The 25,575-nt window shown below is 57.3% G+C and carries 22 protein-coding genes; 6 read left to right on the top strand and 16 right to left on the bottom strand.

Features of this window, described 5'->3' with window-relative positions:
* Positions 1-271: hypothetical protein (locus DWB63_RS17390; protein WP_164879932.1), on the top strand; the 271-nt coding region annotated here is incomplete at its 5' end.
* 71 nt (positions 272-342) lie between these two features.
* On the opposite strand, the gene DWB63_RS16490 is transcribed toward DWB63_RS17390, so the two are convergent.
* From DWB63_RS16490 to DWB63_RS17385, 14 genes are all read right to left on the bottom strand, one after another.
* Complete coding sequence (locus DWB63_RS16490) at positions 343-1,008, bottom strand: ABC transporter ATP-binding protein (RefSeq protein WP_128329966.1); 666 nt, start codon at positions 1,006-1,008, stop codon at positions 343-345.
* A 9-nt stretch (positions 1,009-1,017) separates the two neighbouring features.
* A complete protein-coding gene (locus DWB63_RS16485; RefSeq protein WP_128329965.1) occupies positions 1,018-2,181 on the bottom strand; it encodes an FtsX-like permease family protein in 1,164 nt (387 codons plus the stop codon).
* Positions 2,182-2,634, bottom strand: a complete 453-nt coding sequence (locus tag DWB63_RS16480) for a DUF2318 domain-containing protein (RefSeq protein ID WP_128329964.1) — start codon at positions 2,632-2,634, stop codon at positions 2,182-2,184.
* A 390-nt stretch (positions 2,635-3,024) separates the two neighbouring features.
* Entirely contained in the window at positions 3,025-4,650 is a 1,626-nt protein-coding gene (locus tag DWB63_RS16475) for an FmdE family protein (RefSeq protein ID WP_128329963.1), read from the bottom strand.
* Between the two features lie 170 nt (positions 4,651-4,820).
* Positions 4,821-5,708: a VOC family protein gene (locus tag DWB63_RS16470; RefSeq protein WP_128329962.1), complete on the bottom strand. Its 888-nt coding sequence runs from the start codon at positions 5,706-5,708 to the stop codon at positions 4,821-4,823.
* Between the two features lie 214 nt (positions 5,709-5,922).
* Positions 5,923-7,143 carry a sulfate reduction electron transfer complex DsrMKJOP subunit DsrP gene (dsrP, locus tag DWB63_RS16465; protein WP_128329961.1) on the bottom strand — a complete coding sequence of 407 codons (1,221 nt, stop codon included), beginning with the start codon at positions 7,141-7,143 and terminating at the stop codon, positions 5,923-5,925.
* Positions 7,144-7,154: 11 nt separating this feature from the next.
* Complete coding sequence (dsrO, locus tag DWB63_RS16460) at positions 7,155-7,922, bottom strand: sulfate reduction electron transfer complex DsrMKJOP subunit DsrO (protein WP_128329960.1); 768 nt, start codon at positions 7,920-7,922, stop codon at positions 7,155-7,157.
* The gene (dsrJ, locus tag DWB63_RS16455; RefSeq protein ID WP_128329959.1) at positions 7,922-8,308 is read right to left on the bottom strand and encodes a sulfate reduction electron transfer complex DsrMKJOP subunit DsrJ; all 387 of its coding nucleotides are present in this window, start codon (positions 8,306-8,308) and stop codon (positions 7,922-7,924) included. Before dsrJ ends, dsrO begins: the two co-directional genes overlap by 1 nt.
* The gene (dsrK, locus tag DWB63_RS16450; RefSeq protein WP_128329958.1) at positions 8,309-9,979 is read right to left on the bottom strand and encodes a sulfate reduction electron transfer complex DsrMKJOP subunit DsrK; all 1,671 of its coding nucleotides are present in this window, start codon (positions 9,977-9,979) and stop codon (positions 8,309-8,311) included.
* Between the two features lie 51 nt (positions 9,980-10,030).
* On the bottom strand, positions 10,031-11,071 hold the full coding sequence (gene dsrM, locus DWB63_RS16445; RefSeq protein WP_128329957.1) for a sulfate reduction electron transfer complex DsrMKJOP subunit DsrM: 1,041 nt from the start codon (positions 11,069-11,071) through the stop codon (positions 10,031-10,033).
* 197 nt (positions 11,072-11,268) lie between these two features.
* The gene (locus tag DWB63_RS16440; protein WP_128329956.1) at positions 11,269-11,796 is read right to left on the bottom strand and encodes an RsbRD N-terminal domain-containing protein; all 528 of its coding nucleotides are present in this window, start codon (positions 11,794-11,796) and stop codon (positions 11,269-11,271) included.
* A 256-nt stretch (positions 11,797-12,052) separates the two neighbouring features.
* Positions 12,053-14,602, bottom strand: a complete 2,550-nt coding sequence (locus DWB63_RS16435; RefSeq protein WP_128329955.1) for a PAS domain S-box protein — start codon at positions 14,600-14,602, stop codon at positions 12,053-12,055.
* Between the two features lie 202 nt (positions 14,603-14,804).
* Positions 14,805-15,662 carry a tRNA (adenine-N1)-methyltransferase gene (locus DWB63_RS16430; RefSeq protein ID WP_128329954.1) on the bottom strand — a complete coding sequence of 286 codons (858 nt, stop codon included), beginning with the start codon at positions 15,660-15,662 and terminating at the stop codon, positions 14,805-14,807.
* A gap of 39 nt (positions 15,663-15,701) precedes the next feature.
* Positions 15,702-15,845, bottom strand: coding sequence for a hypothetical protein (locus DWB63_RS17385; RefSeq protein ID WP_164879931.1), 144 nt, complete (start codon positions 15,843-15,845; stop codon positions 15,702-15,704).
* Between the two features lie 236 nt (positions 15,846-16,081).
* On the opposite strand from DWB63_RS17385, the gene DWB63_RS16425 reads away from it, so the two are divergent.
* Both DWB63_RS16425 and DWB63_RS16420 read left to right on the top strand, forming a co-directional pair.
* Entirely contained in the window at positions 16,082-17,005 is a 924-nt protein-coding gene (locus DWB63_RS16425; RefSeq protein WP_347231981.1) for a radical SAM protein, read from the top strand.
* A gap of 48 nt (positions 17,006-17,053) precedes the next feature.
* A complete protein-coding gene (locus DWB63_RS16420) occupies positions 17,054-18,523 on the top strand; it encodes an Rne/Rng family ribonuclease (RefSeq protein ID WP_128329952.1) in 1,470 nt (489 codons plus the stop codon).
* A gap of 81 nt (positions 18,524-18,604) precedes the next feature.
* Here DWB63_RS16420 and DWB63_RS16415 read toward each other — a convergent pair whose 3' ends face one another.
* Complete coding sequence (locus DWB63_RS16415; protein WP_128329951.1) at positions 18,605-19,777, bottom strand: pyridoxal phosphate-dependent aminotransferase; 1,173 nt, start codon at positions 19,775-19,777, stop codon at positions 18,605-18,607.
* A gap of 180 nt (positions 19,778-19,957) precedes the next feature.
* On the opposite strand from DWB63_RS16415, the gene DWB63_RS16410 reads away from it, so the two are divergent.
* On the top strand, positions 19,958-20,425 hold the full coding sequence (locus tag DWB63_RS16410) for a hypothetical protein (protein ID WP_128329950.1): 468 nt from the start codon (positions 19,958-19,960) through the stop codon (positions 20,423-20,425).
* A gap of 25 nt (positions 20,426-20,450) precedes the next feature.
* Positions 20,451-21,752, top strand: a complete 1,302-nt coding sequence (locus DWB63_RS16405; RefSeq protein WP_128329949.1) for a MerR family transcriptional regulator — start codon at positions 20,451-20,453, stop codon at positions 21,750-21,752.
* A 284-nt stretch (positions 21,753-22,036) separates the two neighbouring features.
* Here DWB63_RS16405 and DWB63_RS16400 read toward each other — a convergent pair whose 3' ends face one another.
* Complete coding sequence (locus tag DWB63_RS16400) at positions 22,037-22,807, bottom strand: transporter substrate-binding domain-containing protein (RefSeq protein ID WP_128329948.1); 771 nt, start codon at positions 22,805-22,807, stop codon at positions 22,037-22,039.
* A gap of 398 nt (positions 22,808-23,205) precedes the next feature.
* Between DWB63_RS16400 and DWB63_RS16395 the strand changes: the two genes are divergently transcribed.
* A complete protein-coding gene (locus DWB63_RS16395; RefSeq protein ID WP_128329947.1) occupies positions 23,206-25,455 on the top strand; it encodes a vitamin B12-dependent ribonucleotide reductase in 2,250 nt (749 codons plus the stop codon).
* Positions 25,456-25,575 lie beyond the last annotated feature (120 nt).

The raw sequence follows: 25,575 nt of genomic DNA, 5'->3' as shown, positions 1-25,575 counted from the left end.
GCCACCCCGAATCGATCAGCTTCTTGCCGCCGATCACCGGGCGGCCAAAATCCAAAGCCGCATTTTTTTGGTTCTTTTTTGGGGCGGCTCAGCCAAAAAAGAACCCCGCCGGGAGGGCAGAAAAAAACATGGAGGAGCGATGAGCGACGGCTCTTCTTCAGACTTGCTGAAAGGGGCACTCGCACACATCCGCGAAGAAGGACATGGAATGCCTTTGGGGCTGCAAGCCCCAAACAATGCCTCTCGCGCCAAAGGCGCACATCCCAAATAAAAAAGCCGCCCCAAGGGGCGGCCTTCCTTATTCCTTCAGGCCCGCTGCCCAAAGCGAAAACCAGTGCAACGTCAACCGACAATCCTTCCATCATCCATGGAAACAACCCTATCCGCCCGCCCCGCATATTCATTGTCATGGGTAACCATGACAATGGACAGCCCCTCACCCTTGAGGTCAGCCAAAAGATCCATGATGGACTCACCGGTTTCCTTGTCCAGGTTGCCTGTGGGTTCGTCCGCAAACAAAAGCGCGGACTGCTTGACCAGGGCGCGGGCAATGGCCACCCGCTGCTGCTCGCCACCCGAAAGATGTCCGGGAAGCTTGGCCCCCTTTCCCGACAATCCCACCCGTTCCAGGCACTGATCGGCACGTTTTTTCGCTTCATTCGACACCAGTCCGAATCCCTGCATGTACGGAAGCAGCACGTTCTCACGCGCCGACAGGTAGGGCAACAAGTGGTGGAATTGGAAAATCACGGCAAAATCCCTGCGCCGCAACCGGTTGAGTTGAGCCGGAGTAAAGGCCGTGATGTCCCGGCCATTGTAGAGAAGCTCTCCTGAGTCCGGGGCGAGCAAGGTGGACAATACGTTCAGGAAGGTGGTCTTTCCCGAACCGGACCGCCCCACGATGGACACGAACTGCCCTGGCTCGACATTGATGGTCACACCGTTCAGGGCATGGGTCTCCACGCCATCTGACCGGAATGTTTTGATAATGTTCCTGGCTTCAAACATGTGATGCTCCTAAAGAGAGATGAGGGCTTCAGACGGTTCCACAGAGGCCGCCTTCCAGGCCGGGAAAAACGCGGACAGCACGGACACGGTCACTATGAACAGACCGGTCAAGGCCAGATGACCGAGATTGAACGAAACGACCGCGCCTTCGGCCATGTCCAGCATGGACAGCACCTTCAGACTGAGCCAATAGCCGCCGACATAGCCGATGACCCCGGATCCGAGGCCTATGAGCATGGCTTCGAAGCAGAAAATGGAAAAGATGCTGCCCCGGCTGAAACCAAGGGAACGCATGAGGCCGATCTCCTTGATGCGCTCATTGACCGAGGCGAGCATGGTCACGCCCACCATGCAGCAGGCTATGAACAGGATGACCAGACTGACGGTGAGGATGAGCTGTTTGACGAAATTGACCGAGTACATGCGCTGCTTGACGATGGATTGCAGTGCCTGAATGTCGGTCTCCGGGAGTGAGGATCGGAGCTGGGCCACGATATCCTCAATGGGGCACCCTGCACACAGTGCGGCCACTTCCACGAAGTTGACCCGGTCCCTGACACCAAAATGCTGCTGGGCTAAGTCCATGCCCATAAAGACGACCGAATCGTCGTCACTGCCAGTGGGCATGAGTATTCCCGAAGCTCGGACGGAAACATCATTGAGATCAAAGACGGAACCAGCTTGCAGGCCAAGGGACGCCGCAGCCTTTGAACCGACCACAACACCGTCTTTCTCCGTGGGGAATGCGCCGTTCACAGCCCAATAGCCCTTGAGAATCTTTTCCTTTTCCCAGCGAACGCCGACCACACCGACGGCCATGTCCCCCACCGTCGCCATGGCCACCAGCTTGGGCGCGACCACGGCGATGCGGTCCTTGAGTTCGATGGTTTTGGCCTTTTCGACCACTGCCGATTCGCTCATGTCATGAACGCCGAAGGCCATGTCGCCCATGGCAAAACCGCCGTAACTGACCGTCAACTTCTCGTTTTTGGGCATGATCAGGATGTTGGCGCCGAAAGCGGTCAGCTTCTTTTCCAGGGACTCGCCCACCACGCTGGAAACGTAGTTCAGCGAGACGATCGAGGTCACCCCAAGAGAGAATACCAACAGCAAAAGCAGGGTCTTGACCCATTTCCGGCGGGTGTTTCTGAGCGGAATGGTCAGGATGTTCATCTAAAAGTACCTCAGGCCATCCCGGATATCGCTCACCTTGATGACCACGTTCCCTCCCTCAATGGTGCGGTTCAGGGGCGACGGGTTGCACCCGCCCTCCACCTCGTTGATGCGTGAGGAATGGAAGCGCTGACCGCAGTTGTTGCAGACCATGAAATCCCCGGCCTGGGAATATCCCTTCTTCTCCAGATAGCAGACATCGCAGGCGTCAAAGGCGGCTCGGATGACCCCGTCCGAACTCTTGAGCAGGAAGAATTTCACGTCCTTGCCGTCGACCTCATGGCTGTAATAGTGCGCCTTGCCGTCGGACACGTCTGCGAGCGCGAACACGGCTTTCCCGTTTTCCACCTTGAACGAGTCCGTCTGACCAAACCCGAAGAAAGCCCCTCCCTCAGCGACCATGACCATGGTGAAAAGCATTGCCAAGATTGATATGTACTTTATTCCTTTCATGTTTTCTCCTAACTTGATTGATTCCAGACTTCAATGGTATGAAATTAGTGCAGACCGTCCTGCAAACAGCGCTTGAGCCGATTTATCTTGCAGACTCCGTACCAAATATTAATCTGTGTCTTTCTCGCTGGTTGTCCAATTCTGTCCCGCAAACATCCGTGCAAAGGACACGACGCTGCACATTGAATGTGCAAATATCAACACAACAATTCTTGCCCGATAAATAAAAGCCGCCCATTTGGCGGCTTTTATTTCATCCACAGTCACAAGATGTTCGAAAAAAGCGTATGGACCACCCGCGTCAGTGCAATTGCAGGAGTACCGGCACTGCGCCCATGGATAGAACTTGCGTCCGGCAATAGTGCGAGTAGCCCTTTCCGAAAGCCGACGCTATTTCCCGAAGGGACACCGGGGGAAAGAACAGGTCTTGCAATTCATGCAGAAGCCGCCCTCGCCCAGCTTTGCCAGGATTTTCCGGTTCAGTTCCTGCCCGGCAAGGACGCGCGGCAGCAAGATATCAAAGGCCGTGGTCTTGTAGAAAAGCGCACAGGCCGGAACCCCTATGATGGAAGCGGTGCGCAGCTTGCCCACCAGGGTCATGGTACCGGGCAGCATGGGCACGCCGTAGAGATCGTCGTGCAGTCCCGCGTCCACCAGAGCCGCGCGGGTGATGTCGTCCGGGTCCACGGACATGCCCGCCGTGGTGATGATCAGTTCACATCCGCCGTCAAGCATGGCCTTGGCCGCGTTGGTGATGGCCTCGCGTTCATCCGGGACGATGTCGGTCATGGTCACAGTACAGCCGAGATTGATGACCTTGGAGGAAATGATGGGAATGAACTTGTCCTCAATGATGCCCTTGAAGACCTCGGTTCCGGTGACCAGGATACCCACCCTGGCCGCCTTGAGCGGCAGGACGGACAAGACAGGTCCCTCACCCAGGGCCGTCAGGGCACGGTTGAACCGATCACGGGAAATATACAATGGAATGGCCCGGGTTCCGCCCACGCCCTTGCCCTCGGGCATGATGGAACCGTCGTGCCGGGTGGCGAGCATGACATCGGGAGAAAGATTGAACCGGGAGAGTGCATCCAGATCGATGGACAGCATGCCGGGTTTTTCGGCAAAGAAGTTGATCTTGCCTTCTTCCGGATTCGGATCGTACGCGATGCCGGAACCGGCCATGCGTTTGGCGAACGCCTTGACGGCATCATTTTCATGCACCCATTCGTCGCCAGGCAGGTTTTCGTTGTCGAACACATTGAACTTGCCGATACGCTGAAGGCGGCACACATCACCCACCCCCAGAATGTCGCCTGCCTTGGCAATGGGGCCCTTGGCATCGCCCGGGGCGATGCCGGTCATGTCATGGACCACTTCCTTGCCGACCGCCTCTTCAACGGGAACAATCCTGAGGTCGGGCGCATCGTCATGGCATATGACCCCTTCCATGGATTCGTAGGGGGCCTCGCCCTGGCAGCCGCGACAGATGGAGCCGTCCGACCCGGGATATGCTTCGCCGCAAACCGGGCAGACGTCGATGGTGGTCATATGCCCATGGCCGAGATACTTTTTGGCAACAGTGATGGGCCGGATGGAAAGGATGCTGTCTCCGGCCTGTTCGATTTCGGCGAACAACTTGTCCGTGTCCTGCTCGGCCTTGGGCTTTTCCTTCATGAACCAGCCCCGGATCTCGGGCCATTTTTCGAGCTGCTTCAAGTCGACGGCCACACGGACACCCACGCCGGTGAACTTGTCATACAGGGATACGGCATAACGGCCCAGCAGTTTGACCTTCATCCAGTTGTTGCCCGTCGAACACAGGGTCAGCAGTTGGACCGCGTCAGGCAGACACTTGCCGGACTCGACCAAGGCCTCGAACAGCGTGCCTTCCGGGATACGCGCCTTGGCAGCCGCCACCATGTATCCGCCAATAAGCAGGCCCGGCGCCGGATAACCATGAAATTCCTTGGCTTTGCGCTTGAATTCTTCAAAAGTATATTCGCCGATATCCATGTTTCCTCGCAATTCGGTTTATACCCAAACCGGGTATACTATAGAGACCTGCCCCTCCCCATTAAGTCAATAGTCTGGAAATATGCCACGGTCGGGATTCCGGCGCAATCCATTCGACCAACTCAAGCTTTGGCACCATCTGGTTGAGGAAGGCTGCAGAACTGACAGAATCAATTTTCCGGCGGAGTAAACTCCCTGAGACCCAGAATCGCCCCGAAAGGGTCCGCGAATACGGCCACGCGTCCGGGCTTGTCCCGGGGCCGAGGTGGTATCAGAACCTTGCCGCCATGAGCCTCCACCTTGGCCAGCGTGGCTTCGATGTCCAGTACGGCCACCTGGGGGATCCATCGAGGGGCCACGCCTTCCACGGGGATGGAAATCATGCCTCCGCGGGGCCGGCCGTTACCGATGAACAGGACGTATTGACCTGCATCCTGAACCTGGAGGACAGCCGTCTTGTATCCGGCAAGGCCGGAATAGAATGCCAGGCTCTCGTTCATGTCCCGTGCCCACAGCTCGGCTCCCATCCAGTAACCATCGCCCAAGGGCAGATCTCTGGGGTCGCCTACGGAAGAGGTGAGCAGGGCCACAACCGCCATGCCGGGATCGCGAACAACGGCCATCCTGCCCCTGAACGGCCTGTCCGCGGGTTTCACTTCCGATGTGCCACCGGTTTCAACGGCCCGGGCAAACGCCCTGTCCACATCGGGCACCGACATGCAGGAAAGCCACTCGGAAGCGTCATGCCCGGACTCCCGGAGGAAAATATTCCCTATGCGTCTTCCCTGGTGCAGGATGGTCTTGACCCGTGGAGAATCCGCATCGGTCCGCTCAAGGGACCAATTGAAGACATAGTCATAGAACCGCCCGGCTTCGTTCATATCCGAGGTAAACAGGTCAAACCAGACGAATTTCCCCGTCAATCTCAGATTTCCGGCATCAGGCGTGATTACGGGCAGATCGATGGTCGAGGCACACCCGGCCAAACCAAAAACCAAGGTCAGGGCCATCAAAACGATTCGTGCACCTGTTCGGTTCAGATGTCTTTCATGGAGCATTGGGTCAACCAGCCTTCAATGTCTTTGGCGTGATCCGCCGTTAACCGCCAAAGGGAACCTATCACAGGCACAGAATAAAAGTGAAGGCCGCAAGACAATATCAAAGGGCCGCTCCGTTATCGGAGCGGCCCCTGTATGAGCCGTGGAGCCTGGCGAGGTGACGTTATGAGGCTAGGCTTTCAAGCGTTTGCCGTGTTTACGCCTCGGCTGGGCTTTACTCTCCCTCGGGAGCGCATTCACAGACATCTTCGGAAGAGCAGCCGCAGGGCAGTGCCTGGGAGTGTCCCATTTCCTCTTTGACGTCGGTGGCGATCTTGAAGAGTACGGTTACCACCAGCGCGCCGATGGCGTAAACCATCATGGACACCAGCAGTTCCTTGCCGGTGGGCCAGTAGGTGGTAATGGTTTCAAACGGGGTGGGAGTGAAACCACCGATAACCAGGCCAAGACCCTTGTCCAACCATGTGGCGATCACGAGGATAACGAGGGTCCAGGGCAGCAGCTTGTGGTTCTCACGCAGCTGGGGCGTCACCAGAAAGGCGATGCTCAGGAAGGCGAGAACAATAAAGGTCCACATGTACGGAACCAGCTCATTGTGCCCATGTTCGCCAGCGAACAAGTACAAAATGGGGTTCATGTGGCCCGGCATGTTGGAATAGAAGGACGTGAAGATTTCAAGCATGAAGAAGAACATGTTCACGCACATGGCGTACATGATGATCTTCACAAGCGTCTTCACGGCATCCTTGGGCATCTGGAAGGTGGTGAACCTTTCCGTAATCTTCAACACCAACAGCAGAATGGCAGGCCCGGAGCAGAACGCGGACGCCAGGAAGCGGGCAGCCAGGATGGCCGTCAGCCAGTAATGGCGACCGGGCAGGCCCTGGTACAGGAACGCCGTCACGGTGTGGATGGAGAAGGCCCAGATGATGGACGTATAAATGAAGGGCTTGAGCCACTTCGGGTGCGGCAGATTGGCACGGTCGGCCATCAGGCAGGTCCAGCCCACCAGCAGGTTCAGGACCAGGTAGCCGACCAAAACGGTCATATCCCAAAACAGGATCGAGTTGGGTGTGGGATGCAGCATGACGTTGAGCATGCGAGTGGGCTGCCCCACGTCAACAGCAATGAACAGCATGCACATGATACAGGCGGCGATTGCCATGAATTCGCCGAAAATGACCATGTGCTTGTTCTTTTTATAGTTGTGGAAGTAGTTGGGCAACACGATCATGACGCCCGAGGCGGCCAAGCCGACCAGGTACGTGAACTGGGAAATATAGAATCCCCAGGACACATCGCGCCCCATGCCGGTCGTTTCCAGACCCACCATGAGCTGATTGACGTATGCCAGTGAGCCAATGCCGATCAGAACCAGAAGGAAGCTGATCCACATCCAATATCTCTTGGAACCTTTGAGGGCTAATTCAAGCATTCTGATTCCTCCTAAATGATGTAGTAAACACTGGGCTCAGTGCCTGCAGTGGGTTTACGACGAATGGTGAACTTCTCGCGAAGCACCTTACGGACGTCGGAATCAGGATCAGACAGATCGCCGAACACAATGGCCCCGTGCGAGGCTTCGACGCAGGCGGGCATCTTGCCGACGGCAAGGCGCTCCACGCAGAAGTTGCACTTCTCGACTACGCCACGCATGCGAGTGGGGAACTCGGGGTTCAGCTTGGCCAGATCCATGTGCAGCCGGGGCTCGCCCCAGTTGAACGAACGGGAGCCGTAGGGACAACCGGCCATGCAGTAACGGCAACCGATGCAGCGATGATAGTCCATGGCCACGATGCCGTCAGGCCGCTTGTAGGTCGCCTTGGTCGGGCAAACGCGCACACAGGGCGGGTTTTCGCAATGGTTGCACAGCAGGGGGAAGGAGCGATGGTGCACTTCTTCGGACAGGTGCGGGTTTTCCTGCTCCGGGAAGGTGTGCCCATACTCGTCGGCCCAAAGCCACTTGACTTCCTTCTTGCCCTCAATGTTCGGGACATTGTGGATGGAGTGGCAGATACCGGCCAACTCGGCGATTTCTTCTTCGGTGTGCAGCTTGGTGGTATCTATGACCATGGCCCAATGTTCGGCATGAACTGCCTCGGGGTTGGTCTTCACCGGAGCGGCGCTGCCCGAGGCCATGGCTTTGGGCGCCACGGCCAAACCGGCTGCGGCTATGCCGGCAAGCTTGATGAAGGTTCTTCTGTTGTTCTTCATTATTTCAAACCCTCCGGCTGAATGTGGCAATCCCAGCAGTAGGGAGAGACACCGGCGTCGGTATGACACTTGTCGCAGAAGTCGGCCTTGTTGTTGTGGCACTTCATGCAGGTGTTCTGCAGGGAGATGACGAACTCTTTGCCAGCATGGTTGGTGTAGACTCTCTTGCCGTCACGAAGGGCCCAGTCGCGCCAGTCGTTCAGAAGCTGCATGTGCTCGGTGCGCATGAACTCCTTGGACTCGATACACTCTTTTTCGCCCACGGGCATCTTCAGCTCGGGCTGCTTGTATTCCTTGGTCATGGTACCGACCGCAAACGGTGCGGTGATCATCCCAATGAAGATGATCAGACCGGCTATGATCGCGAATCCGTTTTGCATTTTCATTTATGCATCCTCCATATTCGGGGGCGTCCAATCATCCTCTGCGTCCTCGAAACCGGGAAGGGGTTCCTGACGGAGGTCCATGGTGCGCTCGGACTCGCCTTCCATGATCAATGCGTTGGCGACCAGCTCATGGGTTCCGGTGATGGTGACGCCGGGTGCCCAGTAGTCGGCCAGGGGGATCAGGGTGGCGCGGTCAATGGCGCAGATGCAGGCCATGGTGTTCACACCGTGCTTTTCCTGCACATAGCGCAGGGCGTTGCCGCGAGGCAGCCCGCCACGCAGGCGGATTTCCATGATCTCATCGGTATTCAGACCGGAACCGCCGGCGCAACAGAAGGTCTGCTCGCGGGTGGTGCCGACAGGCATTTCAAAGAAGTTGTTGCACACGTTCTTGATGACGTAGCGCGGCTCGTCCAGGAGTCCCATGCCCCGCGCGGGGTTGCAGGAATCATGGAAGGTGACGCGCAGATGGTCGTTACGGCTGGGATCGAGTTTCAGTTTGTTGTGCTTCATCAGGTCAGCCGTGAATTCGGTGATGTGCAGCATCTTGGTGGCAGCGGACGTCTCGAACACCGTGCCGGTGATCGGGGACTTGGGAGTGGTCATGCCGGACCACTGCGTGTCACCGGTCATGGTATCCATGTACTGGTGAACAACGCGCCACATGTGACCGCACTCGCCGCCGAGAATCCACTTGCAGCCGAGGCGTTCGGCTTCGGCGTACATCTTGGCGTTGAGCTTCTTCATGGTTTCGTTGTTGGTGAACGAACCGAAGTTGCCGCCCTCGGATGCGTAGGTGGACATGGTGTAGTCCAGGCCGATTTCATCGAACAGCATCAGGTAGCCCATGAAGGTATAGATGCCGGGGTCCGCGAACACGTCGCCGGACGGGGTGATGAACAGAATCTCGTGGCCCTTTTCGTTGAGCGGGGCCTTGACGCGCTTGCCGGTGACTTCCTCGATGTCGTCAACCATGAAGTCCACGATATCCTTGAAGGCGTGGGGCTGGATGCCGAGGTGGTTACCGGTGATATTACAGTTGGATACCGGCTCCATGATCCAGTTGGTGTTCAGACCGACCAGATGCATCAGCTCGCGGGCCATCATGGTCATTTCCGCGGTGTCGATGCCGTAGGGGCAGTACAGGGAACAGCGGCGGCACTGGGTACATTGATAGAAGTAGATGAACCATTCTTTCAGGACATCCTCTTCCATGACGCGGGACCCGGTGAGCTTGCTCAGGATCTTGCCTGCCACGGTGAATTCACCGCGATAGACGGAGCGCATCAGCTCGGCGCGAAGAACAGGCATGTTCTTGGGGTCGCCGGAACCGATGAAGAAGTGACATTTGTCGGCGCAGGCACCGCAACGCACACAGATGTCCATGAACACCTGGAGGGTACGGAATTTCTTCAGCCTTTCGCGGAAGCCGTTGACCACGATCTCCTTCCAGTTGGAAGGCAGTTTCCAGTCGGCTTCGCCCGGATTCCACTCGCGGGCCGGACCCCAGAGACCGGGAAGCTTGGATTCCATGTACTCCATCTTCTCGGGCTTGGCGGGATAGCACCAGTTGCCCGGCGAGAAGTCCACCGGGGTATCCATCCAACCTGTGGCCGGAGGATTGTAATCTATGCTCTTGAAGAGCTCATCTGCTTTCGGGATGTCGGACATATCTTTTATCTCCTCAGATAAAGAAGTATCACCTAACGGTGAACCCTGGGCCTAAGCCTCTTCCTCGGGGGCCTTGCCATTCTCCGGATTGTCGAGCGGCAGACCAACCTCGGCCATGGGAACTCCGAATTGCTTTTCGTAGTCCGCATAGGCATGGGCCTTGATCTTGGGATCATTCCAGGGGTTCACGTGGTGCTTGGCGCGCGTATCGTTCGGCAGGTTCCGTGTCGGAGACAGGAAGACACCCGGAAAGTGCATGAGCTTGCTGAACGGGAAGTACACCATGAGCGTGCTGACCAGGAAGACGTGGACAAAGAAGGAAACCGTGATGGTCTCGGGGACGACGTAGTGGAACGTCACCAGACCCATGGTCAATTCCTTGATCGCGATAACGTCGACCTTGGCATAGTAGCGCATGTAGATGCCCGACAGGGCAACGGCCAGGATCAAGAACAGCGGGAAGAAATCCGATGCATACGAAATGTAATTGATCCGGGAGTTGATCAGCCTGCGGCCCAGGAGCAGGAGCACGCCGGCCACCAGGCCGACGTCGGCCAGGTACATGACAGGTGCGCCGATCTGCAGGATGCCGTCCACGAATTCCAGACCGTTCACGAAGAACGGTATGGGCTCCAGGAACAGGCGCAGGTGCCGCAGGGCGACAATGAAAAAGGAGTAATGGAAAGTGATGGCGAACAGCCACAGCCACTTGCTGGACTTGTATGCGACCACGGGATGGTCCTTGCCCTCATGCAGGGATACTGCGGTGTTCCTGAAAAGGGAACGGAAAGCGAAGACTTCCAAAACCATACGGAAAAAGGTCTGGGCGCCGGTCTGGGGACAGTCCAGCTTGTTCTGCGGGAACAGGACAGGATCAAAGGATTTGAACTGTCCGCCGGTTGTGGGGATGCGGAACGGCACTGCGCTCCGGCCCCAGGTGATGACTTTGTACACAAAGCCGAGCAGGAAGATGATGAATGCCGTTGTCGGGATGCAGACACCGAAGAAAGTCCTCATGTGTGCCGCATCAACCCCGAACAACGGAATCAACACCAGGAGAAAGACGAACAGAAGTGAGTAAAGAGCATTCATCTACCGTCACCTCGCTTGAAGGTTGGACCGCAGGTTTTACCATACGGCCTGCCACTTTCGGTACGCGATCGGTTGCTGATCGATGCAGAGACGGAGATATGGAAGAAAAACGGATTCGCGCTCGCTGGCGCCAACCCCACCCCTCGTCATACCAACTCCGACCTCTTCACACCGTGAAGACAACCACCGATTCGTCCCTAATCGATCGATTTCTCGACCGTAACGTCCGCTACCATTCCGGCCTTCCTGAGCAGACTGCTCTGGGCGCGCTTCACTTCATCCACGCGGAACCGGAATACTTGTTCGCGACTTTTCGTATAGATGTCGAAAGACATCATGGCCAGATTGTCCACCCTGGCTTCGAACCTCAACAGATCCTCAAGGGTTCCGTCCGCTTTCATGCTCTTGAAGAACTCGTCGCGAAGAAGCTTCTTCAGGAGAAAGACGAAACTGATGGCCTGCGAAGGGGTAAAATCCTGCACAGCCCGGATGCGTATGAGCTTGTCGAGGCTTACCGCGATTTCACCCGCATCCTGCCAGTCGATCAATTGGTCGAACAAATCCCGGGTCGCCTCGAAAATGGCTGCTCCCACGGGATTTTGAAAACGATCCTTCTGTCGGGTCCAGACCTTCTGGGTTTCCTTGGGGTAGGTCTGCAAAACCAGATCCGCCCATTTTTTCGACAGTTCGGCTTTCCGTTCGGCCAGTGTGGATTCAAATTTCATTAAACGGCCTATAACAATTCACGAAATGGCATCCTTGCACGCCCTGTCTTATCAAGACAGGCAGCCATTTAATGAGTATGCTTTTGATAAGTTGTGAAAAACATCACGTAAAACTTAGAACCATATTCCAAACCCCTCGGAAAACGTCAAGGGTTTTTCCTTGAAAAACCGGCAATGATAAGGGTATCGGACAATTGGATCCCGCCACGGACACGGGTTCCATCCGATGTGGAAAGGTCGGTTCAGCTTGCTTGCGTCAACCCCGCACCACCTGGTTGCGCCCCATGCGCTTGGCCTTGTAGAGCGCCTCGTCCGCACGGTTGAGAACTTCCTCGATGCTTTTGTCCTGACTGCGCACCTGGGTCACGCCGATTGAAACCGTGAAGGTTATCTTTGCCCTCCCCACCAGGACTTCGAGCTTCTCAAACTCACCACGGAGCCGCTCGGCGACTTCATAGCCGACCCGTAAGCCTGTCTCGGGCAGAATTGCAGCAAATTCCTCGCCACCCAGACGGCCGAAGATATCCGTATCGCGCAGGATGGCAACCGCTGCGGCCGCCAGCATCTTGAGGACAATATCCCCTGCATGATGGCCATGAGTGTCGTTAATGGATTTGAAATAGTCGATGTCGAGCATGAGCACCGTAAGCGGATTTGCATACCGCTTGATACGTTGCAACTCCTTGGTGGCCAGAGAAAAGAACTGGTGCCGGTTGTTCACCCCCGTCAGGGCATCGGTAGTGGCCAGGTGCTTCATTTTATGCTCAAGCTCAATACGCTTGGTCACGTCGTGAATCACCGAATAGAGACGTTGGACGCCCTGGACCATGATCGGCCCGGAATAGACCTCAACATCCCGGTACTCCCCGTTTTGGAGGACATGCCGGACGATGAAATAGGACCGCCCCTCCTCCCTGGAAAGGAGCATCTCCTTGAACACCTCGCCCTGATCCAGGGCATTGATCTGGCTCAAATTCATGGTCCGCATGACTTCGATGGGGTAACCGTAGAATTCGCTGGCCGCCGGATTGGCATCAATGATCTGCTCCGACTTGGGATCCGTAAGGAGCATGATGGCGTGGTTGTTCTCGAAAAAGGCGCGGTACTGCTTTTCCCGTTCACGAATGACCTTGTCCGCCTCGATCCGCTGGGTGATATCCCGGAAGGTCCCTTCCATGGCCACGGGAACGCCATCATAGTCCCTGACCAAATGTGCATTGGCTTCGATTATGATAGTGGAGCCGTCCTTGCGTCTGGCCGTCATCTGCTGTCCGCGTATGGTGCCCAGTTCCATCACGCCACGCCGCAAACCGACCCGATCCTCCAGGTTCATATACAGATTTTCGAGATCCTGTCCCACCAGCTCCGACTCCTCATATTGAAGCAGTCGGCAGGTGGCCGGGTTGACCATGAGGATCGTCCCGTCGAGATCGGCCACGATGTACCCTTCCTCAATGGTCTCGAAGATGCGCCGGAATTTTTCCTCGCTCCGCTTGAGTTCGGCCTCGGCCTTCTTTCGGTCGGAAATATCGCGAATGACGTTGACCAGGCCGAGTGCGGCGCCGTCATCGCCGGTGATGAGCGAAACCGAATGGTCTGCCGGGAAGATATTCCCGTTGCTGCGCTTGAGCGGCAGCTCGAAAAGTGCCTTTTCCCCGGTCGCAAAGGCCGCTTCGGACTTGAGCAGGAAGTCATCATAGTGCAGCGAATCGACGTGCAGTTCACTCACGGGCATCCCGTCAAGTTCCTCGTTGGCCATCTGGAACATGGCTTCAGCGGCCGGATTCGCATCGAGAATCTTCTTGTCCGGGGTCAGGATAAGTACGGCTTCACCAAGGGCCACAAACGTGTTGCGAAGCCAAAGTTCCTTCTCGGCCAGGGCGTCTTCAATGGCCTGCTGTTCGGTTATATCGACCCCCGAACCCAGAAGCCCCGTCGCCATACCGCTCTCGTTGGTCAGCAGCTTGTTATGCCACCGGATCAGGCGATGAAAACCGTCCTTGGTCGTGAGGTAGTGGGAACGTTCATCCTCGGCATCCAGCTGACCGGAGAACGCAAGGTACATGTAATCGCGAACCTCGTCCTGCTGCTCCTCGGGCACCAGGGTTTCCACCCAGTCCCTGCCGAGCACCTCATGTTCTTCATACCCGAGGATTTGACAGCCGGTCCTGTTGAGCATGACTATGGCGCCGGAAATATCCAGGGCAAATACGATGGTTCCGACCACGTCCAGATAGTGCGCCGCCCGATTGCGCTCACTGGCAAGCTGGCGCTCGCCCTCCACCCGGTAGGTTATATCATCCAGAATGACGGCAAAACCGTCCTGCTTGTCGGAATGATCGGACAACAGGGACATCGAGACATTGAAATGCCGTTCGCCGCCCGGGAGTGTCGCCACAACATCGAGCTTGCAAGCGGCCTGCACAGTGCCGTTGCGAGACTCCTCCCGCAATGTCTCCACCAACCAGGGAGCCAGTTCGTCAATCGGCACAGGCGTATGAAGGCCACTACCCCACTCATCGATCCCCGTGGTGCCCAGCAGCTCGACCGCCGCCGGATTCATGAACTCCACAGTGAGATTCTTGTCCAAAAGCAGGACCGGCATCTTGATACTCAACAGCAGAGCATGAAGCTTGCCTTTTTCCAAATCCGAATCCGGCCTTTTGGTCGCAGCTGTGAGCGCCGAAAAAAAAATCGACCACGATTTTTCAAAATCATCGCCGCACTCAAGGCGTACAAGATACTCCTGAATGCGCCGCTTGAACCACTCTTCGTTTTCGGAAAGATGTTTGATTACTTGTTCCATCCGGAATCCGGGATACGTTGCAATGTTCGGTTGCCACTGGAAACACCAAGACAGCAATCTTCAAAAACTACATTTTCACAACCAGCTTGTCGAGCGTGCGTGTCATTCTTTCTTTCCATGACCTCGCAGGCAGGGGGTGTCGCCCTGCCCGATCTCCAGCGCGACCAGCGAAAAAAGGCCCGCATATATGCGGGCCATTGTCTTATTCATCTTCTGAAATGTCCAGGTCGTCCGGCAGGTTTTCCTCATCCGCCTCGCCGTCATCTGCATACTCAAGGCTGTCGGACGCGTCCTTGGGCGGCTCCATGTACCGGGCGAACACCAGGAAGCCCGTGTGGGCCACCATGCGATCATCCGGGCGCAACCGGTCGGCCACCGGCTTCCACCTGCGAATGAGTATTTCCAGAACTTCCATTTCAGCGAACGGGCCGTCCTCCAATCCGCGCAGCAGGTCGGACACCTGGTTCACCGTGGGCAGCAGAAAGCCGCACATGGCACCGGGAATGACGGCCTCCGGGATGGAAGAGAGATATTCCCAAGGCGTACGCACATCCAGGAACAGTGCGTCTGCACCGGAATGCTTGAAGCCGTCCTCGATGTTCTGGTTGACCTGCTCCACACGATTGGCCAACCCCACGCGCTCGAGGTTCTTGCCCGCCAGCTTGAAGAAATCCGCACGCCGTTCATAGGTGATCACCTTGCCGGTGTCGCCCACGAACCAGGCCAGAGCCGTGGTCAGCCCGCCAGAACCGGTGCCGGATTCGATGACCGTGGAACCGGGACCGATACCCAGCTTCATCATCAAATATCCGATCTCCTTGGGATACATGATCTGGGTCTGGCGCTTCACGCCTTTGATCAGATCATGCAGGGTCGGCTTGAGTATCAGGTACGCCCTGCCGAGATGGGTCTTGACGTACTGGCCGAAGCCGGCCTCGGCCACCTCATCCATGAGCAGCTTGCCGTCATGGGTATGCACTTCGCCGCCCGACTCGAGCTTGCGCAGATACCGTTTGCCCTTGTGGCTGATGAGCAGAATGAGCTGTCCGGGTTCTATCATATGTAATATGCCTCCTGAGAAAGATGGAATTGAGTACGGTCAGCCTGCGACGAAGTCAAGGGAAAGGGCCGTGAAGCGCTTGGCAGCATCGAACCGGCCCGGACAATGGGCGGTCGTGGACATGGACAAACAGCTTCCGCACGAGAACAACAACAGAAAACCGAAAAAAACCGCTTCCTGCATGTTTTTTTCTCCGCAAACCAATATCCCTGATACACCAAGGCCATACGCCGACCAAGTTATTATTCACGAATCGACCTCCAACCGCCGGACCGCACCGTCGCGTTTGCGCGTTCCCCGTGCCCGTCGCCCTTGACAGACAGCCACCAGTACATAATACACTTGTTGAGAATCACAGGTTCCTTTTTCCTCAGGTAACACGGCGTAAAATGGCATATAAATATATTTTCGGACCCGTCATGAGCGGGAGACTGGGCCGCTCTCTCGGGCTTGATCTTCTCGGGGGACGAATTTGTTCCATGGATTGCGTGTACTGCGAGGTGGGGGCCACACGGGATTTGACCTGTGAGCGCAAGCCCTACGTCCCGGCCGCCGACATCATTGAAGAGTTGGCCCGGTGGAAGGAAGAAGGCCTGAACGACCCGGACATGGTCACTCTGGGAGGGCTGGGTGAACCCTGCCTGAATTCGGAAATGGGATTGGTCATCATCGAGGCACGAAAACTGTTTCCGAACACGCCCGTAGCCGTGCTGACCAACGCCAGCCTCATGACCGACCCTGAGGTGCGGCGGGAACTGGCCTTGGCAGACGTGGTCCTGCCCAGCCTGGATTCATTGGTCCCGGACGAGTTCGCCAAGGTGAACCGTCCGTGCAAAGGGATTTCGCCTGCGGCCGTTGCCGACGGGCTCCTTGCCTTCAGAAAGGAATTCAAGGGAAAGATATTTTTGGAAATTTTGCTTGCCGAAGGAATTAACGATTCCGACGAGAACCTCGGCAGGCTGAAAGATTTTTGCAAGCGGCTTGCTCCCGACCGGGTGGACGTGGTCACACTGACCCGCCCTGGAACGGTCAAGGGAGTCCGCCCCGTGGACGGGGCGGTCCTAAGCCGCTGGCGCCTGGCGCTCGAAAGCGGGGACACCCCCGCGGCAACACGGCAGGCCTCGGACGGAAAGGCGATGAGCACGGAGCGGACACCCGCTGCCGTTGCCGCCTCCTTGAGCCGCAGGCCGCAGACCGTAGCACAATTGGCCCAGGCCCTGAATGCGGACCCGGAAAAGGTCCGACAAGCCGTGGAAGCCCTCGAAAAAAGGGGCGAAATCATCAGCCGAGATGATCAGGGAGAGATTTTTTACCACGGCACAGGGCATGTCATCGAATACTGAGGAGCCGCGCCAGGATGTTCAACACACTTTTCTCGTCACGAGGTTTTCATGACCGACAAAAACAAACGGCAGAAGATGTTCATCTCCGTACTGCCGGGAGAACAGGTAGAGGTCGTCATTGCCGAAGAAGGCAAGGTTAACGAGTACTACGTTGAGATGGTGCACCAGGCCAAGACCAAGGGCAACATCTACAAAGGGTACATCCACAACATCGACAACGGTCTTCAGGCCGCCTTCATCAACTACGGGGCCGAACGAAACGGCTTCCTGCAAATCGACGAGGTCCACCCCGAATACTACATGGGCAGCCCGGGCACCCAAAAGGGCCAGCGGTTTCCGCTCATGCAGAAGGTGCTCAAGGCGGGCCAGGAGGTTCTTGTCCAGGTGGTCAAGGAACCCACCGGCAAGAAAGGGGCGTTTCTCACCTCCTATCTGTCCCTGCCCGGCCGCAGCTTCGTCTACACCGTGGGCCGCAACCAGATCGGGGTGTCCCGCAAGATCGAGGATGAAAAGGAACGAGACCGTCTCAAGAAGATTCTCGAAGGGTTTGAGACCACCGAAGGCGTGGGGCTCATTGCCCGCACCGCTGCCGTTGGTCAGTCCAAGGCCGCCCTGGAACGCGACTACAAGTATCTGAACAGGCTGTGGACCGACATCCGCGCCAATGCACAGAAGGTGAAAGCCCCGGCCGTCGTGTACCACGAACTCGGCCTGGCCGCCCGAGCCGTCCGCGACTACCTGACTTCCGACATCTCGGAAATATGGGTGGACGACAAGGAAACCTTCGATCAGATACAGCAATTCGTGAAGCTCGCCTTCCCGCGCAAGAACAACCTGGCCCGACTGCATGAAGACGGCGACCTCTCCCTGCTGGAACGCTTCAACCTGGTCAAACAGGTCCAGGAAATCTATACCCGCGAGGCCTCCATGCCCTCTGGCGGCCGATTGGTGTTCGACGCCACCGAGGCCCTGACCGCCGTGGACATCAACTCCGGCAAGATCGGCGGGGAACGGAATTTCCAGAAAATGGCGCTCAAGACCAACACCGAGGCCGCCCGCGAGATCGCCCGCCAACTCCGGCTGCGTGACATCGGCGGCCAGGTGGTCATCGACTTCATCGAAATGAAGAACCCCAAAGACTGCCGGGAAGTGGAAAAAGTCATGCGTGCGGAAATGAAGAACGACCGCGCCCGCACGGACGTATCCCGCATCTCCGCCTTCGGCCTCATGGAGCTGGTACGCCAGCGACTCGGCTCTTCGGCCATAGCCATCTCCACCGAGCCGTGCCCCTGCTGCAAGGGGACCGGCATCCGCCGCAACCTCGAGTGGCAATCACTCCAGGCCATGAAGGAAATCCATCGGGACCTTCGCAAACCGAGTATCGAGGTTGTAGAATACAACTGCGAAGAGGAGCTGGCCATCTACCTGCTCAACAACAAGCGCGGCGTCCTGGCCGAACTGGAACAACGGTACGGCAAGCAGATCCTCGTAGACATCGAATACGAATACGACGAATAGAATCCGCCGAATCTCACAACAGGAAACCGGCCCGGAGCATATGCTCCGGGCCGGTTTTTGACATTCACTGTTGAAGCGTCCCTATTTGCCCAGCAGGACGGAACCGACCCTGTTCAGGGCGTCCTTGAGGACCTCGTCGGCCACGGCGTAGGAAAAACGAATACACTTGTCGTCGCCGAAAGCGGAGCCGGGAACCAGGGCCACGCCGACCTCTTCGAGAATCTTGGTGCACATGGAGGCCGAATCCGGGGCGTCTTCGGTGAAGAACTGGTCGAGCACCGGGAAAAGGTAGAAGGCTCCGTCGGGCTTGGGACAGACTGCGCCCCATCCGGTGATGACCTCATAGGCGAGATCACGACGGCGGACAAAGGCGGTCTTCATCTCGTCCACGATGTCCCACGGGCCGTTCAGGGCCGCCAGGGCGGCGCGCTGGGTGATGGAATTGATATTGGACGTGGACTGCCCCTGAATCTTGACCATGGCCTTGACCAGGTCCTCATGGCCGAGGGCATAGCCCACACGCCAGCCGGTCATGCAGAACGATTTGGAAAGCGCACCGACAATGGCGATGGTCTCGGGATATTGCTCCCAGGTCTTGGCCAGGGAGGCCGGTTCGAACGGGGCATAGACCAGCCGGTCGTAGACCTCGTCGGAAATGATGAAGACACCGTTCCTGCGCGCCCACTCGGCTATGGCCTCAAGCTGCACCTGCGTGTAGCAACACCCCGTGGGGTTGGACGGCGAATTGAGGATGAGCACCTTGGTTCTGGCCGTGCGTGCGGCCTCCAACCCTTCGACGGTGACCAGATAGTTTTCGGCGGCAGTGGTCGGCACGAACACGGACACGCCTTCGGCCAGTTGCACCATGGCCGGATAGCTGACCCAGTACGGGGCCGGAATGAGCACCTCGTCGCCCGGGTTCACCAGGGCCATGAGCAGGTTGTACAGGGCCTGTTTGCCGCCGTTGGAAATAATCGTGTTGGCGCCGGCTGTCTTGGCGCCGTAGAACCGGCTGTAGTACCCGGCCACGGCCTCGCGCAGCTCCGGGATGCCGGGAACCGGGGTATAGCGGGTGAATCCTTCGTCCAATGCGGCCTTGGCCGCTTCACAGACGTGGGCCGGAGTGCCGAAATCGGGCTGCCCCACGGCCAGACTGATAACCTCGCGTCCCTGGGCCTGAAGCTCCTGGGCCTTGGCGTTGACGGCCAGAGTGGCGGAAGGCTTGATCCGGCCCAGTCGATCGGAAATACGCATACGAAAACTCTCTTTTTGATGTCATTGCACAAGGTACTGCTGAATTGCCAATAGACCAAAACAAATCCGAGGTAAATCGAGTTTTTCCCCAATCAGGAAAAAAGTTGCCACCACCGTTGACCTGTCTATAGGTTCATAGTGCAGCCATGAAGAAGAACAACAACCCGAAAGGAGAGAAACATGGCTGAATTCAAACCCGCTCACATCTCGGTATCAACCGAAATGACGCTCGACCATCCGGCAGGGGACATCTGGCCCCTGCTCTGCCCGGTACGCGAATACGACTGGATAGAGACATGGGAATGTGAGGTGCTGCATTCCGTGTCCGGATACATCGAACCCGGATGCGTCTTCCGCACGGACTTCCCCGGCGAGGAACCGGAAACCTGGCTGACCTGTCGGCATGATCCCATGGAGCGCATCGAATTCGTGCGCACCGGAAAAACCCGGATCATCCACTTCATCCTGGAACTCGAACCGCTCGGAGACCGGACCGGGATGACCTGGACGCACCACGTCACCGCCCTGAACGAAAAAGGCAATGATTACGTGAAAGGCAAGCCGGAAGCCTTTGCCGTGCAGGCCAGGATGCTGGAAAAGATGCTCGCCCACTACCTGAAGACCGGCGAGATGCTCAAGATCGGATAAGGCCTCGCGAAAAAAGGGAAAGCGCATGTACACCGTTGGAAGACTGGCCAAGAAACACGGGCTCTCGCGTTCGACACTGCTCTACTATGACCGCATCGGGCTGCTCAGGCCCGATGGTCATGCCAAGGGTGAATACCGGCAGTACTCGGCGCAGGACCACGCCCGATTGACGAGGATCTGCGAATACCGCAGGGCCGGGATCAGTCTGGACGACATCGCACGGATGCTCGATGAACCCGCCGCCACCGGCATGGCCGAAGTCCTGGAAAACCGGCTGACCGAACTCAACCGGGAGATGGACGGATTGCGCGAACAACAGCGGCTCGTGGCAGGTCTTCTGGGCCGTTCCGACCTGCTGAACGAAGCCGGTGTCATGGACAAGGCCACATGGGTCTCCCTGCTCTCCGCCGCCGGTTTTTCCGAACAGGACATGCGCCGCTGGCACGTCCGCTTCGAACGCAGCGCCCCGGACAAACACGCGCAGTTCCTGCGCAGCCTACACATTCCCGACGGCGAGATTTCCGCCATCCGGGCCATGGCGGCCGCGCCTCACGCAATACTCAACATCAACAGGGAATCAGGCAGATTCATGGAAATATTCTTCAAGATATACGAAGGGCTGGACAGAGAAGGCCCTGGCAGTTTCGAAATGACCAAACGCGCCTACGAGATGTGCACCGGCCTGCCGGACAAACCGGAGATTCTCGAAATCGGCTGCGGTTCGGGCGGGGCCACCATCCCCCTGGCGCAGATCTCCGGCGGCATTGTCACGGCCACGGAACTCCATCACCCCTACTTGGAAAGGATGATCGAACGGGCCAAGGAAGCCAGAATGGAAGACCGGATCATCGCCGCCGTCATGGACATGGGCGACATCCGGGCCGAGCCGGAATCCTTTGACCTCATCTGGTGCGAAGGCGCAGCCTATATCCTGGGTGTGGACAGGGCGTTGGAGCAATGGAAGCAGTACCTCAAACCCGGCGGGTGCCTCTGCCTGACCGACGCGGTCTGGCTTGTGGACCCGGCAACGGCCTCAGAGGAATTGCGGTCGTTCTGGGCCGAAGGCTACCCGGCCATGCGCGACGCCAAAGGCAATATCAGGGCCGGAGAGGGTGCAGGCTACGCCTCGCTCGGCAACTTCACCATAAGCACCCTTTGCTGGGACAACTTCTATAATGACGTGGAACGCAGACTGGCCGACATCGAACCCGTTTACGGCACCGACCCCGACGGACGGGCCATCATAGACATGACCCGCAAGGAGATCAGCCTGTACCGCAACCACCCGCATACCTACGGGTATGAATTCCACATATTCAAAAAATAACCGACCTGTCTCCAATCCCTGTCCCTGCGCCCTTCCGGTGCAGGGACTTTTTTTGGCTCATCCGACTCAATCATACTTTTGACAGAATGGGAAAACATGCCGTTCAACCGATGACAATCCGGAGGAAAACTGCCTGTCCAGGAATTTCTCGAATATGCCTTGAACCTGACCGGCTTTGGCGCTGTCACCAGTCGTTTTGGAAGGAAGGCCAAAGAACGGCTCAACACCGTACCTATCGGCTTCAAACCGGCTCGGACTTGTGTGCATGGAGGTTGTGTTGGACGTCAGGGCAGCCACTTGTCGCGGATACCCTGAAGTTCACCCCGTTCTTCCAGGCGGTCGACAGCCTCCTGCCAGATGCGGATCGTTTCCGGGGCTGAGTCCTTGGAAAAGGCGATGTAGAGATCCCTGGAGCCGATTTCGAAAACAGCCTCAACCAGCTCGGGGGGCGTGTCCGATTTTGCGAGAAACTCTTTCATGGTAAGATCCGAATAGAGGATGGCATCGACGCGGCCGCCCAGGAGTTTGACCAGATTGAGCTCCTGCCTGTCCGCGACGTCCAGGTTGTCGAACCCACGGTCTCTCAAAAGCTGCGCCCGGGCATCATTCCTGTAGACCCCGATGCGTTTGATGGACTTGGCGTCTTCCAGGCATGTGATGTGCAGCCTGCTTCCTTTCCGGGCATATATGATCCAGCGGGTAGTGAACAGCGGCCCGACCCACTGGAACAGGTTCTCACGCGCCATGGTCCGGGTGGTCGAGAACAGGGCAACGTTAGGACTCGTGAGCAATTCCTGATACCCTCGCGCCCACGGCATGACGTGAATCTCCGTCTGATCGCCGATTTCCTGCTGAACGGCCCGGACGATTTCCACAGCCAATCCGGTCAGCTTGCCGTGTGCGTCAATGAAGGAAGCGGGTGGTGTGATTTCGGTGATAACCTGCAGCTCTGGTCCGGCCGCATGGCCTGGGGCAACAAAAGTGCCCCATGAAACAAGAACTGTCAGTATGATAGAGAGGCAAAACCGCCAACTGAGTGCATCCACGTTTTTCATGCAGGTAATCCGTTCTGAATGGGCAAAAACACACCGGAAATACTATTATTTCACTATTCTCTTTTTACTCAAGATTTGCCGGGCAGGTCAAGTGCAGCTCTTTTTGCCGCTCAGCAGTCAAAACAGGCTCTGGCCGGATGAGCCCTTTTTATGCCGCAAACCCATGCCTGGATCATCCGCTGATCGTCAGAATAAAAATAAGAGTGATTCCTACAAGGACGCTGTCCCATAAGCCAGACACCACGCGGCTTCCCGGTGTTTTTGCCATTTAAGCGCATTTTAGACTGGCATTTTCCCCCCGCTTTCTGTAGTCTAGACATTCTCTAGCGCCAGCAGATTTGCTCAGCGCATTTACCTATAAAATATTAATATTTCAGCATGTTAACAAAGGTCTTCGTATGCCAGAACTCAAAATGCCCGCCAACCTTCCGGACCCGATCATCAATGAAAACGCCAAGATAGTTTTGAAGCGGCGATACCAACGCAAGGACACCGAAGGAGAGGTTTACGAGACCGTCAAGGAGATGTTCTGGAGGGTGGCCTCGGCCATTGCCAAAGAAGAGGGCAAGTACAAGAATTCCACCACCAAACCGGCCCAACTGGCCCGGGAATTCTATGACCTGATGATTTCCTACAGTTTTTTGCCCAACTCCCCCACGCTGATGAACGCGGGTACCGACATCGGCCAATTGGCCGCCTGCTTCGTCCTGCCCGTGGAGGACGACATCGAGGGTATCTTCGACGCCGTGAAGTACGCGGCCATGATCCACAAATCCGGCGGAGGAACGGGCTTTTCCTTCTCCCGGCTGCGCGCCAAGGATTCAGTGGTCGGCTCCACCGGCGGCGTGGCTTCCGGCCCGCTCTCCTTTCTCAAGATTTTCAATTGCGCCACCGAGCAGATCAAGCAGGGCGGCACCCGCCGGGGAGCCAACATGGGCATCCTGCGCATAGACCACCCGGACATCATGGAGTTCATCAAGGCCAAGGAACGCGACGGCGAGCTGAACAACTTCAACCTCTCCATCGGGCTGACCGAAGCCTTCATGCAGGCCGTGCACGACAAGGCCGACTTTGATCTCATCGCCCCTGACTCGGGCAAGGCCATTGGTTCTCTCAACGCCCGCGAGGTCTTCAACCTCCTGGTCCACAAGGCGTGGGAGTCCGGCGATCCGGGCATCGTGTTCCTGGACCGCATCAACCGCGACAACCCCACGCCCAAGCTCGGCGAGATCGAATCCACCAACCCCTGCGGCGAGCAGCCCCTGCTCCCGTTCGAGGCCTGCAACCTCGGCTCCATCAACCTGGGGAAATGCTTTGCCAAAGGCAAGAACGGCAAGGACTCCGAGATCGACTGGGACGAACTCAAACGGATCATCCACCTGTCCGTCCGGTTTCTGGACAACGTCATCGACGCGTCCGTGTATCCGCTGCCCCAGATCACCGAGATGGTCGGCAAGAACCGCAAGATCGGTCTGGGCGTCATGGGATGGGCCGACCTGCTCTACCAGCTCAGGATACCCTACAATTCCCAGACCGCCGTGGATATGGCCGAACGCGTCATGAAATTCGTTCAGACCGAGGCCCGCAGCGCATCCAAGCAGTTGGCGGCCGAGCGCGGCGAGTTTCCGGCCTACGCCGAGTCCATCTTCGGCAAGGCCAACCTCGGCCCCTACCGTCACGCCACCACCACGACAATCGCCCCCACCGGCACCCTGTCCATCATCGGAGGTTGTTCGTCCGGCGTGGAGCCGCTCTTTGCCCTGAGCTTCGTGCGCAACGTCATGGACAACGACAAGCTGGTGGAGACCAACCCGTTCTTCGAGGCCGCCCTGAAAGAGGCCGACGCTTACTCCGGCAAGCTCATGGAGGAAATAGCCAAGGTAGGCTCCATCAAAAAGATGGACCACCTGCCCGAAGGCCTGCGGACCATCTTCGTCACTTCCATGGATATCGAGCCCATCTGGCATCTCAAGATGCAGGCCGCCTTCCAGAAGTATACCGACAACGCGGTCTCCAAGACCGTGAACCTGCCCAGCACCGCCACCAAGGAAGACATCTGGGACATCTACTGGAAAGCCTACGAATACGGCTGCAAGGGCGTCACCGTGTACCGCGACGGTTCCAAGACCTCACAGGTGTTGTGCACGGGCGACGGAGACAAGAAGAAGGACGAGGCCAACAAGGCCAAATCCATCGTCAAGAGCCGCCCGGACGTCATCTACGGCTTCACCCAGAAGATCAGCACCGGCCTGGGAATGCTGTTCCTGACCGTCAACGAGATGGACGGCAAACCCTTTGAGGTGTTCGCCACCATCGGCAAGTCCGGCGGTTCGATCACGGCCAAGGCCGAAGCCATCGGCCGGCTGGTCTCACTGGCCCTGCGCTCCGGCGTGGAGGTACGGGAGATCGTGCAGCAGCTCAAGGGCATCGGCGGCGAAAACCCGAAATTCATGAAAAAGCACCTGGTCAAATCCATCCCGGACGCCATCGCCCACGTGTTCGAATCCCGCTACATGAGCGGCGACCATGTGGACGCACAGGTGGCCTCCCTGAACAAGGAACTCTGCCCGGACTGCGGCGAGCCCCTGGTCTTCGAGGAAGGCTGCCACATCTGCAAGTCCTGCGCCTATACCAAGTGCGGCGGCTAGAATAACGCTGAACAGGGGAAGGGGAGAGGGAAACCCTTTGAAAAGGGCTTTCCCTCTCCCCTTCCCCTGTTCAGCGTTATTCTAGCCGCCGCACTTGGTATAGGGGCAGGACTTGCAGAT

Source organism: Pseudodesulfovibrio sp. S3 (genome assembly GCF_004025585.1).
Lineage (GTDB): Bacteria > Desulfobacterota > Desulfovibrionia > Desulfovibrionales > Desulfovibrionaceae > Pseudodesulfovibrio.
Note: the sequence above shows the minus strand (reverse complement) of the source record. Positions and strands in the feature narration are given on the sequence as shown.